13 protein-coding genes are annotated in these 19,537 nt (G+C 45.1%); 2 read left to right on the forward strand and 11 right to left on the reverse strand.

Features of this window, described 5'->3' with window-relative positions:
* The first annotated feature begins 36 nt into the window (after window positions 1-36).
* Complete coding sequence (locus F975_RS14820; RefSeq protein WP_004754770.1) at window positions 37-1,233, forward strand: acyl-CoA dehydrogenase family protein; 1,197 nt, start codon at window positions 37-39, stop codon at window positions 1,231-1,233.
* A 379-nt stretch (window positions 1,234-1,612) separates the two neighbouring features.
* Here the strand turns inward: F975_RS14820 and F975_RS14825 are convergent, their stop codons facing one another.
* On the reverse strand, window positions 1,613-2,866 hold the full coding sequence (locus tag F975_RS14825) for an acyl-CoA dehydrogenase family protein (RefSeq protein WP_004754772.1): 1,254 nt from the start codon (window positions 2,864-2,866) through the stop codon (window positions 1,613-1,615).
* A 96-nt stretch (window positions 2,867-2,962) separates the two neighbouring features.
* Between F975_RS14825 and F975_RS14830 the strand changes: the two genes are divergently transcribed.
* Complete coding sequence (locus F975_RS14830) at window positions 2,963-3,994, forward strand: LysR family transcriptional regulator (RefSeq protein ID WP_228127426.1); 1,032 nt, start codon at window positions 2,963-2,965, stop codon at window positions 3,992-3,994.
* Window positions 3,995-4,352: 358 nt separating this feature from the next.
* Here F975_RS14830 and F975_RS14835 read toward each other — a convergent pair whose 3' ends face one another.
* The 10 genes from F975_RS14835 to F975_RS14880 form a co-directional block, all read right to left on the reverse strand.
* Window positions 4,353-5,444 (reverse strand): NADH:flavin oxidoreductase/NADH oxidase, encoded by a 1,092-nt coding sequence (locus F975_RS14835; protein WP_004754775.1) that lies wholly within the window; start codon window positions 5,442-5,444, stop codon window positions 4,353-4,355.
* Between the two features lie 114 nt (window positions 5,445-5,558).
* A complete protein-coding gene (locus F975_RS14840) occupies window positions 5,559-6,077 on the reverse strand; it encodes an SRPBCC family protein (RefSeq protein ID WP_004754777.1) in 519 nt (172 codons plus the stop codon).
* A 287-nt stretch (window positions 6,078-6,364) separates the two neighbouring features.
* Entirely contained in the window at window positions 6,365-7,465 is a 1,101-nt protein-coding gene (gene sfnG, locus F975_RS14845; RefSeq protein ID WP_004754778.1) for a dimethylsulfone monooxygenase SfnG, read from the reverse strand.
* A gap of 31 nt (window positions 7,466-7,496) precedes the next feature.
* A complete protein-coding gene (gene msuE, locus F975_RS14850; protein WP_004754779.1) occupies window positions 7,497-8,243 on the reverse strand; it encodes an FMN reductase in 747 nt (248 codons plus the stop codon).
* Window positions 8,244-8,676: 433 nt separating this feature from the next.
* Window positions 8,677-11,418 (reverse strand): magnesium-translocating P-type ATPase, encoded by a 2,742-nt coding sequence (gene mgtA, locus F975_RS14855; protein WP_004754781.1) that lies wholly within the window; start codon window positions 11,416-11,418, stop codon window positions 8,677-8,679.
* Window positions 11,419-12,315: 897 nt separating this feature from the next.
* The gene (locus F975_RS14860; RefSeq protein WP_004754787.1) at window positions 12,316-13,566 is read right to left on the reverse strand and encodes an SfnB family sulfur acquisition oxidoreductase; all 1,251 of its coding nucleotides are present in this window, start codon (window positions 13,564-13,566) and stop codon (window positions 12,316-12,318) included.
* A 274-nt stretch (window positions 13,567-13,840) separates the two neighbouring features.
* Complete coding sequence (locus F975_RS14865) at window positions 13,841-15,232, reverse strand: LLM class flavin-dependent oxidoreductase (RefSeq protein WP_004754789.1); 1,392 nt, start codon at window positions 15,230-15,232, stop codon at window positions 13,841-13,843.
* 469 nt (window positions 15,233-15,701) lie between these two features.
* A complete protein-coding gene (locus F975_RS14870) occupies window positions 15,702-16,994 on the reverse strand; it encodes an acyl-CoA dehydrogenase family protein (protein ID WP_004754791.1) in 1,293 nt (430 codons plus the stop codon).
* Between the two features lie 337 nt (window positions 16,995-17,331).
* Complete coding sequence (locus F975_RS14875) at window positions 17,332-19,029, reverse strand: NAD-dependent malic enzyme (RefSeq protein ID WP_004754793.1); 1,698 nt, start codon at window positions 19,027-19,029, stop codon at window positions 17,332-17,334.
* Between the two features lie 243 nt (window positions 19,030-19,272).
* Window positions 19,273-19,530 (reverse strand): type B 50S ribosomal protein L31, encoded by a 258-nt coding sequence (locus tag F975_RS14880; protein ID WP_004754795.1) that lies wholly within the window; start codon window positions 19,528-19,530, stop codon window positions 19,273-19,275.
* Window positions 19,531-19,537 lie beyond the last annotated feature (7 nt).

Here is a 19,537-nt window from a genome sequence, read left to right on the forward strand (position 1 = left end):
ACACGGATGCCCTGCTTGGCTGTATGGAATTAAATCATGTCGATCAACCTGCCCGATTTTTCTACGCTACTTAACCCTGAAATACAACAACAAACCCAACACCTTGCCGATGCTTTTGCGGAAACGGCGGTACAACGTGACCGTGACGGCGGCTCACCGTTGGTACAGCGCCAACTGATTCGTGAAAGTGGCTTGCTGGCACTGTCGATTCCGAAAAATTTGGGCGGATTAGATGGTAACTGGTTCGATGTCATGAACAGCGTGCGGATTTTGGCACAGGTGGATAACTCACTAGCACATGTCTTTGGTTTTCATCATTTATTGTTGGCAACGGTGCGACTATTTGCCCGCGCTGAACAATGGCAAAACTGGTTTCAACAGACTGCAAGCCAACAACTGTTTTGGGGCAATACCCTAAACCCGCTAGATCAACGTACCGTGGTGCATCAGCAGGATGGGATCTATTTATTTTCAGGGCAAAAAAGCTTCTGCTCAGGTGCCATTGATTCCGACATGCTGGTGGCATCAGGGATTGATCAAGGCTCAGGGAAACTGTTGCTTGCTGCGATTCCAACGGCACGCGAAGGCATTGAACTGCATCATGACTGGGACAATATGGGGCAACGCCAAACCGACAGTGGCAGTGCCACTTTTCGCCATGTACGCGTTGAGCAACATGAGCTACTACTCGAACCTGGCCCACTCAGTACACCATTTGCTTGCCTGCGCCCTTTGATTGCCCAACTGACTTTTGTCAATATGTTTTTGGGCGTTGCCGAAGGAGCTTTTGCCGAAGCCAAACAATACACCCAAGCGCAAAGCCGAGCATGGTTTTTGTCTGGGGTGGAACGCGCTGACCAAGACCCGTATATCTTGCGACATTATGGCGAGTTCTGGTTACAACTGGAGTCGGTGCGTGCGTTAAACCAGCAGGCGATTTTACAGTTACAGCACGCATGGCAGATTGGTGAAGCTCTGACCGCTGAGCAACGTGGACAAGTGGCGATTGCGGTTGCTACCGCGAAAGTAGCAGCGAGCCGCGTCAGTCTGGATATTAGCAATCGTATGTTTGAAGTGACAGGCGCACGCGCCACTCAGGCGGCGCTACGTCTCGACCGTTTCTGGCGTAATGTGCGCACGCAAACGCTACATGACCCTGTGGATTATAAAATCAAGGAACTGGGAGAATGGGCGCTCAATGCCGAGTTTCCTCAGCCAAGTTTTTATAGTTAAGCTGAGTGAGATCACGATATTCTCAAAAATTGGAGAAATGAAAATATCATCTACAACGGTTTGAGCCAGAACAATATTTTTAAGATGCTATTTTTAGATTTTTAGCAAAAGATGATCTTGAGCGAGTTTTGCAATGCGCTGCGCAAGTGGGTTGCCCTTGTGCAGCGATGCCCCTCAGGTCAAACCTGAACCCAATTAAAATATAGTTCAATCGAAGCACAAGACATCGCAGATGAATTCTAAAACAGAAGTCAAAATGTTAAGGCTCATCTTCCTGATTTATTTTTAAATGCTTCAGTCGGTTTTTACCAAATCGGCATTTTTTTAATTCCCGTGACTAAAAACAGGATCAGCCAAATGACTGATCCTGTCACAGCGTTTATTGCTGTTTACTGCCCCCACCAATCTGCCAGACATAGATAGGTTCTGTGCCATTGACAGCATAATCCCCGATAATACGTTGTTTAAAAATCAGTGGGTTATGTGATGCTGCGGTGCGGGCATTGCGCCAGAAGCGATCCAGACTTTTTTGGCTACTGGTGGCTGAGGCACCCAGTGCGTTAAACAGATCACTGGTCAGTTGCAGTACCAGTGGTGCAATTGCAACCTGCGCTTGTGCTGACTCCAGTTCAGCGGCAATATTTGCCTGTTGCTCCAAAGCCTCACGTTGATCGGCATGGGCAAAGTGCGCTTCATAAGCACGCTGTGCAGCTTCTGCGGCACGAATGGCAGTAGCTTCTGCGGCATAGGCTTGTGCCGATGCCAGCCCAATCACTTGCAATACTTGCGCGTCCTGATCGACCCGATCAGCATTGCCATGACTAAAGACACGGGTACGTGCCTTCACCTGACGGCTAAACTCGGCAACTGCGGCATGGGCGGTGCCTGCCAAGACACTGAGCAAGACCAGTTGATAGAACGCAGTTTGGTACTTAAAGCGGCTATCAAAATCAATAATGTTTTCTGGATCAACCTCGACCTCATGCAAAGTCGCCGTACCGCTGCCTGTAGTACGCTGGCCAAAACCATCCCAGTCATCTTCAATTGTGACATTCGGATGTGAGGTGCGCACCGCCGCAATCACGTTCTGCTTGGTGGCATCAATCTGGGCAAACAGGTCGAACCAGTCCGCAAAAATACTGCCCGTGGTGTAGTATTTTTTGCCACTGACTGTCCAGCGTCCAGCATCATCTTGGTATAAACGGGTAATCACTTCACCAATTTTGACATCGCCCACTTCTGTCCATGCATTGCCGACCAATTCACCTGCCACAAAACGTTCAAACCAGTGGGCTTGGCTATGATCGCGGTGCGCATTGAGGCGATCTTCGACAAAGGCAAAATGCCCGCGCAAGGCCTGTGGTACATTGGAGTCAGCGCTTGCCAGTTCGATCAGGAGTTGGAACAATTGGGGGACTGAGGCGCCTGCACCGCCATACTCTACAGGCACACGTACCGCGCCAAAGCCTGCCTGTTTTAACCATTGAATCGGTTCATACGGCAGTTCTCGTTGTTGCTCGCGTTGCAAGGCGGTCTCGGCAATTTTCTGAAAAATTGGGCGAAAGCGCTGTGCCAATACCTCATAATCGGTACCAAGCGATAAATCTTGTTGTAATGCAGTTAAACTGGTCATGTGATCATTCTCATTTTATCGGTTTAACATGACTCTTGCAGATGTTGTGCCAACTTTAATCAATTGATTTTGTTTGAATTTTATTTTTAGTTACTGTTGATTGGACAGCGCTATGTTGAATTACTGTTGCCAGAGCAACACTTGGGCAATCAGCGCCAGATTGCCAAATTGGGAGAAATGATGGTCAAAAACTTGCGTCATCTTGACTTTAACCTGCTTAAGGCCATGGATATTTTACTGGAAGAACGTAGCGTGACCCGCGCCGCAGAACGCCTGTTTATTACCCAACCTGCCATGAGCAGTATTTTGGCACGCTTACGTGACAGTTTTGATGATCCATTATTTGTCCGTTCGCAGCGCGGCATTGTACCTACACCGCGCGCTTTGGAGCTGATCTGCCCGATCAAACAGATTTTGGGGCAGATTGATTTGCTGCTGCAACCGCTAGAGTTTAACCCTGCCACAGCTGAATTTACGGTACGTATAGCCGCCACGGACTATGCCCATCAGGTCATTTTAGTGCCATTTTTGGCAGCACTCAAACAACGAGCGCCGCATGTCCAAATCGCTTTGCTACCTTCAACCGACAAAGAAGCGCAGCGCCTGGAACAGGGTGAAATTGATTTGGCGCTGTCTACTTTTGAGCATAGCTGTGGCAATGAGTTGCATTATCTGCATCTGTTTGATGAATGTTATGTCAGCGTGATGCGTTTGGGACATCCCGCGTTGCAACAGCACCTAACCTTAGATCATTTTTGTGAGTTGGATCATGCCTTAGTCTCCTTTCAAGGCAGTTTCTCAGGGATTACCGATCAACAATTGCAACAACTGGGTCGACAACGCCGCGTCACGCTGTCAGCATCGAGTTTTTTATTGCTGCCTGAGATTTTGCAAAATAGCGATCTAGTTGCGACTGTACCGAAACGTCTGGTGTGTAAACGCAAAGATTTAGCGATTGTGCCACCGCCACTGGAGATTCCAAGTTTTAGTAAAATTGCGCTGTGGCATGAACGTACCGAACATGACCCACGCCACCGCTGGTTACGTCAACTGATGTTAGAAATCTGCCAGAATGAAGAACATTTTGCACAAAATTGTGCGCTCTACACTCCGCTGGTCACAGCATGAAAAAAGTCAGCACAAGGCTTAATATCCATCAGTTAAGGAATTTAATAATCAAAGCTTTAAATTTTATAAATTCACAATAGCGTCTTATCTTTTTAAATCAGTTTTCTGGAGCTCATCACTACTTTTATTTCGGCAAAAGTAGGCAAAACCACTTGTCATCCACAAAACTCGTCCACCATCAGCAAATAATCGAATTTTTCGCAGAAACAAGCATTTTTTAATGTAGTCCTGCCTCAAACAGTTGCAGATGACATTTCCACGAGTCAGATATCCTCATAAGTTTAAAAATTGCCAGTCAACGGTTTAGCTGACTGGCATTAATACAAGGCTGACTTTTTCCGTGAGTATCACTTTACGATTAATAACGCTCTAACCAGTGTGCATACGGTGCAGGCAACACCCACGTCGGTTTTTCCAGTTGCAACGCTTTGGCAGCTTGCAACGGATAGTGCGGATTTGCCAAGAACGCACGCCCGATCATCACCAAATCCATTTGCTGCTGTTCCACTAAACGGTTGGCCAGTTCAGGTTTGTCTAGCCCCCACGAAGCAGCCACAGGCAAGTTGGCTTCACGGCGTACACGCTCAGAAACTGGGGCTAAAAATGCAGATTCTGCCCATGGCACTCGGGCTTGAGGGATATTAAAATTAACACTGACATTGAGTAAATCCAGCCCATCAGTACGCAACTGTTTGACCAGTTCAATTGACTCGCTCAAGGTTTCTTCGTCATTACCATCGTACTCAATCACGCCAAAGCGCGCGGTCAATGCTAAGTGCTCTGGCCAAACTTCACGTACCGCTGCAAAGGTTTCACGCAAAAAGCGGCTTCGCCCTGCAAAGTCACCGCCATACTGGTCTTGGCGCAGGTTGCTATGCTTGGAGAAAAAGCTTTGCGCCAAATAACCATGCGCAAAATGTAGTTCTAACCATTCAAAACCTGCCTGCTTTGCACGGCGCGCAGCAGCAGCAAAATCTGCCTGAACCCGTTGAATATCGGCAAGACTCATTTCCTGTGGTACACGTGGCAAGTTTTCACCATAGGCAATCGCCGATGCCCCAATTGGCTGCCAACCGCGTGGGTCATCAGCAGCAATATGGTCATCGCCTTCCCACGGGCGGTTAGCGCTGGCTTTACGTCCTGCATGCGCAATCTGAATACCTGGCACGGCCCCTGCGGCTTTAATCGCCTGAGCAATCTGTGCCAATCCATCAATGTGCTCATCGCTCCATAAACCCAGACAGGCTGGAGTAATTCGTCCCTCAGGAGACACGCCTGTCGCTTCAACAATCACCAGACCTGCACCACCACGCGCCATACTGGTGTAATGTGCCAGATGCCAGTCAGTGACCTTGCCCTCGACTGCACTGTACTGACACATCGGAGGGACTGCAATACGGTTACGTAGCGTCACATCTTTAAGTTGGAAGGGAGTAAATAATGCCGTCATGCTAACCTCTAAATCGCGATAAAATCGCCTAAATTTCAAATCTAAATCATGTATTTGTGTGAAAAATTCAAGAATTTCCTCATATCTGGCAAAGTCACCAATCTATGAGAGGCATTAGCCATTTTTTGCCTGACGGGCAGCAGCTACCAAGCCCTCTAGCCAGTCCTGATGCCCATTGATCATCGGATTCGGTTTGGCTTGAGCCAGTTGTTTTGCAGGCTGCCCCAGTTGAGTTTCTTGGGTCAAGATACGCACCCGACCAGCGTCTAAGTCTTCAACGAGCCATGCGTGATGCACATCCAGACGCTCGGCTGTACCGACCTCACCTGCCCAGCCATGCCATGCAATTCGTGCAGGCTCGCCTGCTTGCGGTGCAACCAGTTCAAGGACTTGGGCATCGACAGGAAAGCCAAAGGTTTTAAAGAAAAAGACCATGTCGACTTGTAGTTGCTTTGCACCTTCAGGCAGTTTAACATCGGAAGAATTGGCGTAGTAGCTTGGCCACTCATAAGCATTCACCAGATACGGCCATACCTCTGCGGCGCTTAGCCCTTTGACAATCACTTCATTGGAGCAGAAATTATCGGTTTCACCAGGAAGATAGCCTGCTGGCCAAACAATCGAATTCATCATGTGCCGTTTCTCGTATGTTTGTTCACAATCAGCGCTGTGCTATGGATCTAGTGACCATCATACAAGTGCTTTTATTATAAAAATAATCTTAAATTTCTATCTAATACATAGATAAAATTAATATCTAAAATCAGGCATAAAAAAAGCGCATCCGAAAATGCGCTGTCAGTTGCTCAACTCGTCTGAGACTTTTTTCATTCCCCCGTTAACTTTCTCCCTCTGGGAGAAACACAAAGAGGGTATAAACAGTAATGAAAAAAGCCTATTGATTACCCACCTCTCCAAATTTAAGCGACTTCTTTTGCCTGTTGTTGTTTTTGTTCCAATTCTCGCACTAACGGTAAAACCCGCTGCCCGAAATATTCAACTTCTTCAATAAAGTGCAGGAAGCCCGCCAAAATCAGATCTACTCCTGCCGCTTTATACGCCACAATACGCTCTGCGATTTGTTCAGGCGTACCGATCAGATTGGTTTTAAAGCCATCGTTATATTGCACCAGATCTTCAAAGCTAGACTTTGCCCAGTTACCCTCACCTTCAGGGCTGGCTGCACCTGCCTGACGGGTGGCATCAGCAAAGGCATTCACTGCTTCAGGGTTGGCATTGGCAATAATCTCTTGCAACACTGCTTGCGCTTCTTCTTCGGTATCCCGCGCGATAATAAAGGCGTTTAGACCGACTTTGACCTGATGCTGATTCTGCTTGGCTTTCGCTCGCAAATCTTCGATCTGTTCACGAATTCCTTCAACCGTGTTGCCATTGGCAAAATACCAGTCCGAGACGCGTGATGCCATATCCCGTGCTGCACGTGATGTTCCACCTTGGAAAATTTCAGGGTGTGGCTGCTGCACAGGTTTTGGCTTTAAAGTGTAGTCTTTAAACTGATAATACTTGCCATCAAATGAAAAATTGTCAGTGGTCCAAATACCTTTCAGACTGCGAATAAACTCTTCTGAACGTGCATAACGCTGGTCATGATCAGGCCATTCTTCTCCAATCGCGTCGAACTCACCTTTAAACCAACCACTCACCACATTAATCGCAATTCGCCCTTGAGTTAAATAATCAATGGTCGCCAGTTGCTTGGCTGCCAGTGCAGGTTTCCACGGCCCTGGTAAAATCGCAGCAATCACCTTGAGCTTTTCTGTTGCTGCCAAAATTGCGTGGCTAAACGAAACAGACTCATGTTGATTTTCCGCGCCATAACCCGCAGTAAAACGGATTTGTGACAGTGCATAGCTAAAGCCATTTTTTTCTGCGGTTTGTGCCAGTTTCTTGTTGTAATCAATGTTCCATTCGGTACGTTGTTCAATATTACTCACCACCAGACCACCGCTAACATTGGGTACCCAGTAAGCAAACTGAAGTTGTTGTTGTGATTGCGCCATATTTTTATTCTCCTAGGGAAACTAATGTGGTTTATGCAACATCGGCCTGAATTGAGGTCTTGCCTGTTTTATGTTGTAAACGGGATTCTGCGGCTTGCAAGTCAGGCACAGCGGCCGAAGGCAAGACTTCTTCTTGTTCAATTTGTCGGTTAATGCCCAAGTTTTGGTTGGCTTGAACTGTTTTAGCTTTCACCACTTCCGCACGCTGACCTTTGGCAGGTGCCCACTCTAAAATCGGTAAGGCACGTGCAACCGCCAAGATAATGCGATCACGCAAGGCTGCGCTTTGAATGGTGTATTCAGGGGTAAAATCACGGTCAGTGGCATAAACACCAATTGGCAAAGTCTGCGCCTGAAAGAAACTGAACAGTGGGCGTAACTGATGCTCAAGCACCAAGGCATGGCGGTCGCTGCCACCTGAAGCGGCCAACAAAACTGGCACGTCGACCAAAGCAGTTTGTTCAACAAAATCAAAGAAATGTTTAAATAATCCAGTAAATGAAGCACGGTACACAGGCGTGCCCACAATTAAGGCATCTGCAGCTTCAACTGCTGCCAAATCATCTTGTACGCGCTGTGGCAATTGATGACGATAAATCGCACCACCCAATAATGACCCGATTTCGCTGAACTTGATAAAATGCACATTGATTGGGGTTGCCTGACCGAGTTCATGAATAATTTCCTGAACCAGTGCTTCGGTTTTAGAGGGGTTATTTAAGCCGCCTGAAACAGCGACAATATTTAAGGGTTTGACTGCATTTGAAGTGGTGGACATGGACATAAACCTGAATTGAAATATAAATCTATTGAGGTTTATTTATCCACATTTGTGTGTGCAGCGTAAAATAATAAAAACGGGCAAATTTATCGTTTTTTAAGATATGTTAAAAAACGATATCCTTTGCATTTACAACGCAATACAGCAATTCTGTTTCAGCTGTTATTCATATTCAGCTCAGCTATTTTTGATAATCAATTCGGGGAACTACGCGAACTGTAGCAGCATGTCCATTTAAACGATAAAGCCATATCGACAAAACTCACAGCACCGATCACAACAAGAACATCGGTTTGTAAATCGACTACCCATTACCGATATTTTCACTCAAAAAAGCATCATTCTGCATAAACCCAATATGGTTATCGGCTGATACTCGAGTCAAGCAAAAAGCCTCATCGATATGGTTTTTATCTGAACAATTCCTTGATTACTGCCAACCATAGCGGCGGAAATAGAAACGTTTCATCAGTTGTATCAGTACCATGTAAGCAATCAAGATGCAGGGTAAAAATACAAAATACAGGGGTGGCAATGCCTGTAATTTAAAATACGAAGCCAAACCTCCCATCGGCAAATAAATCCCGATTGCCATAATCATCAATGACATCATCATCAATGGCATTGCCGCGCGACTTTGCAAGAATGGAATTTTTGGGGTGCGAATCATGTGCACAATTAAGGTCTGGGTTAATAGCCCAACCACGAACCAGCCAGACTGAAACAGTGTCTGATGTGCAATATTATTGGCCCCAAAGACATACCACATGAGGATGAAAGTTACGATATCGAAAATCGAGCTGATTGGGCCAAAAAACAGCATAAAACGTCCAATTTCAGCAGGTTGCCAGGTTTGCGGTTTGAGTACAAGTTCATCATCCACATGGTCAAACGGAATGGCGATTTGCGAAATATCATATAAAAGGTTCTGGATCAGCAATTGTATTGGCAGCATCGGCAAAAACGGAAGAAATGCACTGGCAATCAAGACTGAAAAAACATTGCCAAAATTTGAACTTGCAGTCATTTTGATATATTTCAACATGTTTGAGAAAGTACGGCGACCTTCTAAAACTCCCTGTTCCAGAACCATCAAGCTCTTTTCAAGCAGAATAATATCTGCAGCTTCTTTGGCAATATCGACGGCTGTATCAACAGAAATACCGATATCTGCACTACGTAAGGCAGGGGCATCATTAATGCCATCACCCATGAAGCCAATCACATGCCCGTTATGTTTTAAGATCCGTACAATGCGTTCTTTGTGAGCAGGTGTCAGTTTGGCAAAAACATTATATTGCTCAACCACCTGAGCCAAAGCGGCATCATCCATTTGCTCGATATCACTGCCGAGAATGATCACATTGACGTGTAATCCCACATCTTTACAAACTTTGGCGGTGACCAGATCGTTGTCACCTGTCAAAATCTTAACCGAAATACCGTGCTCGGACAGTGCCTGAAGCGCAGGCGCTGTGGATTCTTTTGGCGGATCAAGAAATGCGACATACCCCACAAGAATCAAATCATTTTCATCGGCAATGCCATATTCATGATGGCTCAAACCTGCCTTGGTTGCGACTGCCACAACGCGTAGACCTTCAGCATTGAACTCTGCGCTGACATCGTGGATATGCTGAAGCGACTTTTCATCAAGGCTGATAATTTCATCGTCATGCATGACATAACGACATACTGCCAGAACTTCTTCTACAGCTCCTTTGGTAATCATGGTGTGCTGCTGTGATGCATCTTCAACCACAACTGACATTCGACGGCGGTTAAAGTCAAACGGGATTTCATCGACTTTTTTGAATGTCTGTAAATCAAAAACTATTAAATGACTTTCACCATGTTCTAGCACGGCAACATCGAGTAAGTTTTTTAGCCCAGTTTGAAAATAACTATTTAGACAGGCAAGCTCCAGGACTTTTTTGGATGGATTACCCCAAATATCCACATGCTTTGCTAAAATGATTTTATCCTGCGTCAATGTACCGGTTTTATCCGTACACAGCACATCCATGGCACCAAAGTTTTGCACCGCATCCAAACGCTTTACAATCACTTTTTTACGCGACAGAAACACCGCACCCTTTGCCAGTGTTGATGTGACAATCATCGGCAGCATTTCGGGTGTGAGTCCGACAGCAACTGAAAGCGCAAATAATAAGGCCTCCGTCCAATCCCCTTTGGTAAAACCATTAATAAATAAAACAATCGGTACCATCACGGCCATAAAACGAATCAGCAACCAACTGACTTTGTTCACCCCCAACTGAAATGATGTCGTGACCTGCTCACTAGCCGTAACGCGTTTTGCCAATGCGCCAAAATAAGTTTGACCACCCGTATTCAGTACCACTGCAGTTGCTGAACCTGACACCACATTGGTTCCCATAAACAAAATGTTTTCTAGATCCAGCGGGTTAATTGCATCTTGATCTTTTTGAATGGCATATTTTTCAACAGGCAAAGATTCTCCTGTCATCGCAGCCTGCGCAACAAATAAATCTTTAGCCACCAGAACCCGACAATCCGCAGGAATCATATCACCCGCAGAAAGTAAAATAATATCGCCAGGTACTAGGCTTTGAATGGCAACTTCTTGGCTGGTCTGCACATTTAACGTGGCTGGATTAATCTGTTGTTGTGAGCCTGAAGATTGACGAATCACCGTTGCGGTATTGGTGACCATGGCTTTTAATGCTTCAGCAGCCTGATTGGATTTTTGCTCTTGCCAAAAACGTAAAATGGTTGCAATCAGAACCATGGTTCCAATTACCAGCGTACCCTGCATGTCATGGGTAAAAAAGGAAACCAATGCCAGTAATGTCAGTAATAAGCTGAATGGATTACGGTAGCAAAACCATAAATGCACCCACCAGCTTAAAGGCTTTTCTTGCTGAATTTCATTTAAACCATATTGTTGTTGACGTTGTTCGACCTGATTTTGATCTAGGCCTGCAAGACTGGTATTGAGTTCTTGGTAGAGCTGCTCAGGTGTATGTCGTGCCGACTGAACAAGCGTTTTGGTAAGCTCTGGTGGAAATGATTGTGTTTTGTTTGCACGAGTCACATGTTCCAGACTAATAACGCGCTGAAAATGTCGCCCAAAGTGACGTACTTTTAAAAAACTCAGAAACAGTTGTTTGAGAAAAAATGTGCGCATGGCGAGCTCCAAAATATGAATTTTGAGTAAAATTCATGGAGAAAAATCAGTTCATACACGATGAAAAGCACAAAGCTTTGTATCGTGCGTTAACAAATCAAAAACTGATCTTGCGCTGGGGAATAGGAACCATTACTTTGCCTAAAAAATGAAAAATCAACATCACATGAGACACATCATGTAATGATCTTCTAAATAGGTTATTCAGATCATATAGATACATATCTACAATCCTCTTATATGAGAAACCCAATAAGCAGGCGCAATAAATCTTTAACTTGTGTTATCCGAAATGCATTGTGAAATAGAAGTAATGCAGTTTCATGAAAAAACACAATTAATCAACTATCAATCAATGTAGATGAGGCATATTGACGACCTCTCGCAGAACAACGAGAGATCAGAACGAAATGTTATGAAGTCCCGTGTGCTGACAGTTGTTCGGATAAATCTTCCAAGCAACTACTCAAGCTTATACCCACTGAAGGACTCCACCATAAAAAATTTGTGGCGAATCTATGAAGATGTATGCCCTATGTCAACTTGAAAAACGAGTTACACATTTGACATAACACATGCGTAAATAACGCCTAAAGCACAAAATAAAAGACCCCAACATCCTGTTGAGGTCTTTCGTATTTGATTACTAGGTATAACTCCTGTCGTACCTCACGTCCTGATGCTTGAACTTATCGTTTTTGTTTTATGTTCTGGAACTTCCTGTTCCTGATGACTTCATCATAGCAAATTCCACATGACTGCCTACTGGCAAATCGCCTGAATCATTGTCAGCAAATGCTTACATGAAGCAGATAGCGTATTTACCGACAAAGCAGCCGCCTGTTGGGGCGAATGCCTGTCAATTTCTTTACTGACTGAGATGACTCGATTTAACCCTTAGCTCCACGGATGGCGTGGCAACTCTACACCATTTAAATAATAATTGCCGACCAGATGCAACTTCCAGCGTACAGGATCATGCAAGGTATGAGTTCGTGCATTGCGCCAGTGACGGTCAAGATTCAGCTCAGACAAAGTCGAGCGTGTCCCCGATAACTCAAACAATTTATTGGTTGCCAATAGTGCAACTTCTGTTGTGAGGACTTTCGCTTCAGCCACCAGCAAGGTCGCTTCGGCAACATGCGCTTCAGTCGTATCGGTAATCGCGACATCAATCGCATCGCCTGCCAAGTCCAGCACTGCTTCAGCGGCACGCAACTTGATTTTCAAATCACCGATATTGGCAATGGTGTAGGGATCATCTGTGGCCTTTTCCAGACCTGAATCAATCCACGGGCGGCTGTACTGACGCACATACTGAATGGTTTCTTCAATCGCACCACGTGCAATACCTGCATCCACCGCAGCCTGTATAAACTGTGAAATTGCACCCGCAGGCGTTGGGCGTTCAAATGCCTGATGCACAGGAATCACGTATTCTTCACGAGCAAATACATGGTTTAAACGCACCGTACCACTGGCCGTGGTGCGTTGTCCGAAGCCCGACCAGTCATTGATGATTTCGACCCCTGTGGTGTCACGCGGCACAATCGCTGCATAACTACGCCCTTGCTCATCCACCGCGACAATCGGAATCCAGTGCGCGAGCAATGCACCTGTAGCAAAGAACTTTTCACCATTAATTTCATAACCTTGTGCGGTTTTATGAATTTTTGTGGTCAGGTCAGCAACTGTTTTACTGCCCTTTTCCGAAAAGGCATTACCGAGACGAATCCCTTTTAAAATCAGTTCAAAGAAGAACTTTTTTTGTTCTGGAGTAGCATCTAAACGTAAATGCTCGACAAATGCCCAATGGTTCTGTGCAATTTGCCCTAAAGATGAATCGACACTGGAAATAATTTTGACCACTTCTGCAAGGGTACGGTATTTGACCTCAGCACCACCAAAAGCTTTGGGAATATTGATGGCCCATAAGCCACTTTGCGAATATTTCTGAATTTCCTGCAAAGGCAAACGGCGCTCCTGATCGCGTAGCGAGGCTTCTTTAGCAAATTCCTGAGCCAGTTCATGCGCAATCGCAATCGCTTCAGCATCGGAACGAATCACATGCGCATCTTGCTGATGCTCAAAAAACTTGAGTGGAATGGCGGTTTGCGATGCAAAGCCCGTTTGGTTCAAGGTGGTCATGCTGTTGTACTCTTTTTATCATTGGATGCCCTTAAATTAGCATTGTTTTCTCTGGGATTTTATAGATAAAAATGCTTTGCTTATTCAAAATAACTACATGATTTTTCAACAATAAAAAAGGCTGTACCATACAGCCCATTTTATGATTTTTAGGTCTAGAATACTCTCAGCCTACCACGTATTTTCCCACATAGCCTGTCGAGTTTTACTTTCTAAAATAATCCGATCAGTGCGCGTTAAATCACCTTATGGATTTTTAAATACTGATTGCCGATTAACTGGCTTCAGCAATCGGATTTTTTTCACCGAAACGATAACCCGCTCCACGATGATTTTCGGGTAAATACGGCCCTTGCCCAAACAGTTTTTCGCGCAGTGTACCTTGTGCATATTCGGTCTGGTACACGCCACGTTTTTGCAGCTCAGGCACAATAAATTCCACCACATCACTAAAGGTCTGATGCGCCAAAATATAGGCCAAGTTAAAGCCATCGACATCGGTTTCTGCCACCCATTCCTGCAAGGCATCCGCCACGGTTTCGGCTGAACCCACCAGCACAGGGCCATTGCCACCGACACTGTTCCAGTTGGCAATTTCCTCAATCGTCCAGACACGGTTCGGGTCAGCATTGACATAAGAATCCAGTAAGGACTGAATCGCATTAGTTTGAATATATTCGACTTTGTCCGTCGGTTGATACTGCGAAAAATCCACGCCTGACCAGCCCGAGAGTAAGGTCAGTGCGCCATCATAACTGCCGTAAGACTGGTATTCTTTAAACTTCTGCTGGGCTTTGGCATCGCTGCTGTCAGTGACAATCGAAAGCAAGGTATAGATTTTAACCGAATACGGGTCGCGCCCTTGCTCGACCAGTTTGGCACGAATTCCCTGCACCACTTTTTTAGCCGCCGTTTTAGACGGCGGTGCGATAAACACACATTCGGCATTCTGACTGGCAAACTGTTGCCCGCGACTGGATGCCCCAGCCTGATACAACACAGGCGTACGCTGCGGTGACGGCTCACAAATATGAATCCCTGGCACGCTAAAATATTTACCCTGATGCTGAATCGGATGCACCTTACGATAATCGGCAAAAATGCCACGTTGCTTGTCGCGTAGTACTGCATCCTGTTCCCATGAACCTTCCCACAATTTATACAGCACTTCTAGATATTCATCGGCAATATCATAACGGTCATCATGATTTTCCTGTGTTTTTAGCCCCAGATTTTTCGAGCCACTTTCCAAGTAAGAAGTCACGATATTCCAGCCGACACGCCCTTTGGTCAGGTGATCCAGCGTACTTAAACGACGCGCAAACGGATAAGGATGCTCAAATGAAATCGACGTGGTCACCCCAAAACCCAAATGCTGAGTCACGGCAGCCATCGCAGGGACAATCTGTAACGGATCATTGACAGGCACTTGCACTGCACCTGTCAGTGCATGCTCGGCGCTGTGATGATAAACATCATAAATCCCTAACACATCTGCAATAAAAAGCCCGTCAAAATAGCCACGCTCTAAGATTTTTGCCAGATCAGTCCAGTATTCCAGATCTTTATATTCAGTCGAGCGGTCTTGCGGATGTCGCCATAAACCGGGAGACTGATGGACAATACAGTTCATTTCAAAGGCATTAAAGCTGATTCGTTTCGGCATGATGGGCAACTCAATTTTTTATCTTTAGAGCTATCTTAAAATAAAAAAAATCGTGAATTTATAACAATAACTTGGCTGCTTAGCAGATTTGCTGTTAATGAAATAATCTGCTGTGGTTATCTATTTTTTCGTCATAAAATTCAGGATCTCCAACTTTCGTTAAGACGTGGTGTGCTAAATCATTTTTTAAGTACAAAATGAAAAACCCCGACATCCTGTCGGGGTTTTCCGTATTTGATTGCTAGGTATGACTCCTGTCGTACCTCACGTCCTGATGCTTGAACTTATCGTTTTTGTTTTATGTTCTGGAACTTCCTGTTCCTGATGAGTTCATCATAGCAAATTCAGGATTACTGCCTACTGGCAAATCGCCTGAATCATTGTCAGCAAATGCTTACATGAAGCAGATAACCTATTGAACAAATAAAAAACAGCCCTTCAGACTGCTCTATTTCAAATATCACTTCGCTTAACTGGCTTTGGGCAACTGATCCTGACTGACATCTCCAATTCGCCACTGATACGGCGGTAAAGTCCCATTGACACTAAAATCACCCACAATTCGGTCTTTAAACACCCGCGGATTATGTGAAGATAAGGTACGCACATTGCGCCAGAAACGATCCAGCGCATAGCGTTGATCTGAGGCCGATGCGCCCAAGGCGTCAAACAGTAGCGTCGACGCATTTAAAATCAGTTGGGTAATCACGGTTTGCGACTGAGCCGTTTCGAGTTCAGCCAGTGCATTTTGCTGTTCTTCATATTCGGCATTTCCCTGCAATGCCGCCAGATAGGTACGCTGTAAACTCTGCGCCACTTTTTCAACGATTGCCCCTGCACTATAGGCTGCCCCACGCACCTGCCCAACCACTTGTAAAATTTGTGGATCATCCCGCACAAACTGGCTGTTGGCATGGGTATAGTTTCGGCTACGCTGTTCAACTGCATGCGATAGTTCATAACTGGCAGCACGCCCAAGCCCTGTAATAATCGCCAGCTGCACCAGTTGATAATAAGCCGCCGAATATTTAAAACGCGTGCCATCTACCAAAATTTCACTCGGATCAATCAGCACATCATTAAAAATTGCCGTGCCGCTGGCAGTCAACTTTTGACCAAAACCATTCCAGTCATCCAGCACCGCAACCCCTTCAGAATGGCGTGGCACCAGCACCGAAGCTGACTCTCCGGTTAAGTCCTGAATCCCGACTTCAATCCAGTCAGCATATAAACTGCCCGTGGTGTAATACTTTTGTCCTTTCAGGCGCAGCCGACCTTGCGGATCACGGTAAATATGGGTCTGGAACTGATCACGACTTTCTTTACCGCCTTCCGACCATGCACTGCCTATGGTTTCGCCTGCGGCTATGCGTTTTAGCCAGCGTGCTTTAAATGCAGGATCTTGAGAGATCAGAACATCTTCAGTAAAACCAAAGTGTACCCGTAGCACTTGCGGCAAGTTCGAGTCAGCTTGGGCAAGTTCAACCAGTAAGGCAAATAATTCGGGAATGCTGGCATCAAAGCCACCAAACGCTTTCGGTAAACGTAACCGGGTAAAGCCACTATCTTTAAGCCACTGCAACTGCTCATATGGCAAGATACGCTGCTGCTCACGCTGTAATGTGCCTGCCTGAATTTTGGCAAATACAGGGCGAAAATGCTGAGCCAGTTCGTCATAACGGCTGGAAGGGCCTTGCCCCCATGCGGCATAAATTTGGGATTCAGAAAAGGCTTGGGCATGCTGAATTGTTAGATTAGTCATGGCATTACTCAAAAAATCGATATGCCTTTACCTTAAAATAAATTGCAGACAGCCATCAGACGTTGTTTTGCTATGATTAGCACAATTTTAGATAATTGTTGCCAAGTTATTGAAACGTGATAACTGTCATTTACGGCTAAGCTGGTCACTTCATTAATTAAAAGCAAAAAATTAAAGCAAAAAAATACCCTGCATCGGCAAGGTATTTTTTATCTATTTTAATGGACCTCTTTCATAATTTTTTACGCCCTATTTATTCTTCTCCCTGAGCAAAATTGAAATATATTTCAATGCAGCGCAAGAGAAAGAAAAGAGATTTATGAAAGAAATCTAATGCTTAAAATGGAACACGTTTATATTGGCGGTATTCTGGTTTCCAGAAATTCTTCTCAATATTTTCAATCAGCAATTCATCGCTAATCACAGGTGCAACGCCTGCATCCATCGCCGCTTTTGCCACTTTAAATGCAATCACATGCGAAACTTTCTGAATCTCATCAATCTCAGGCAGCAGGTCTGCATTTGGATCTTGCAACATTGGCGAACAGTCTGCCAAAGCGTTACTTGACGCCATCAACATGCTATCCGTGACGCGGGTTGCCGCTGCTGCAATCACACCCAAACCAATACCAGGGAAAATATACGAGTTATTACATTGGCAAATGTTATACAACTTGCCTTGGTAATTTACAGGCGCAAACGGACTACCTGTTGCGATCAAAGCTTTCCCGTCTGTCCAGTTCAAGATATCGGCAGGTACAGCTTCAACACGTGAAGTTGGATTCGACAATGGCAACACGATTGGACGTTCACAGTTTGCGGCCAAGGTACGGATAATTTCTTCAGTAAATAATCCCGGTTGACCCGATACCCCAATCAATACCGTTGGTTTGGCATGTTTCACCACGTCAAGAAGCGAAATCATTTCATCGGCTTGTGCCCAACTTGCAACCGTTTCAGGTTTTTGCGCTAGTTTGCGCTGGAAATCCAGTAAGTTCGGCTGGTTCTCCGTGATTAAACCGAAACGATCCACCATGAACACGCGTTGACGTGCTTCAGCATCACTCAAGCCTTCCGCCACCATTTGCGCTACGATCTGCTCGGCAATACCACAACCTGCTGAACCTGCGCCCAAGAAGGTAATTTTTTGATCTTTTAACTGCTTGCCTGCCGCACGGCTCGCTGCAATTAGACTGCCCACCGATACCGCAGCCGTTCCCTGAATATCATCATTGAAACAGCAAATTTCATCGCGGTATTTGTTCAGTAAAGGCATGGCATTTTTCTGAGCAAAGTCTTCAAACTGAATCAAGGCTTTTGGCCAGCGGCGGCGAATACCGCGAATCACTTCATCAACAAAACTATAGTACTCATCACCGCTGATACGCGGTTGACGCCAACCCATATAAATCGGATCATTCAACAACTGTTGGTTGTTGGTTCCGACATCAATGGTAATCGGTAGCGTATAGGCTGGGCTGATCCCGCCACACGCTGTATAAAGGGAGAGTTTTCCGATTGGAATGCCCATCCCGCCAATCCCTTGGTCACCAAGTCCCAAAATACGTTCGCCATCCGTGATCACAATCACTTTGACATTTTTGCGATTCACGTTTTGCAAAATATCATCAATGTGTTCACGGTCAGGATAAGAGATAAAAACGCCACGATGACGACGGTAAATATCAGAGAACTGTTGGCAGGCTTCGCCGACGGTCGGTGTATAAATAATCGGCATCATTTCCGCCAAATGATCTTCAAGCAGGCGGAAAAATAGGGTTTCGTTAGTGTCTTGGATATTCCGTAAATAAATGTGCTTATTGATGGCATCGTGAAATGCAGAGTACTGTTGATATGAGCGTTGGCTTTGTTCTTCAATAGTTTCAATCACATGGGGAATTAAACCATGCAGGTTAAAACGAGTCCGTTCGTCTTCGCTAAATGCAGAACCTTTGTTCAATAAAGGCAATTCTAATAAGGTATTTCCAGCATAAGGGATATAAAGTGGATGCTTTTTTTGCGTAGCAGAGGTCATGTTTAGTCTCATCTTTTTGACTAAAACCACACGATTGTGAAGTTTAGCTTTTCAAAATACTCGACTAGCTTAAGCCTTTTTTGATAAAAAATGGTATTTAGCAAATTTATAATGGTATGAGACTTATTTCCTAATTGAATTATTCTGACTAATGCAGTTGGTCTTTGAGGATTTTGCTTATTTCTTGCAAAAAACGCAGGGAATTCTGCAAGAAATAAATCGACTTGTTTTCGGTTACTAGGTTTAGGCTTTCTTTTTGGCAAAACGCGCAAACTTGCGATTAAAGTTCGCCACGCGCCCTTCATTACTCGCCTGACGCACTTCACCAGTATAAAACGGATGCGAAGCACTGGAAATATCCAGCGTTACATAGGGATAAACCTGCCCTTGATATTCTCTGGTTTGGCTTGGTTTTAAGGTTGAGCCAATTAAAAAATAACTGTCTGCATTGGTATCATGAAATAAAACTTGTTGATAATCAGGGTGAATGGCTTTTCTCATACAGCAC

The sequence above is a fragment of the Acinetobacter brisouisimilis genome (genome assembly GCF_000368265.1).
GTDB lineage: Bacteria > Pseudomonadota > Gammaproteobacteria > Pseudomonadales > Moraxellaceae > Acinetobacter.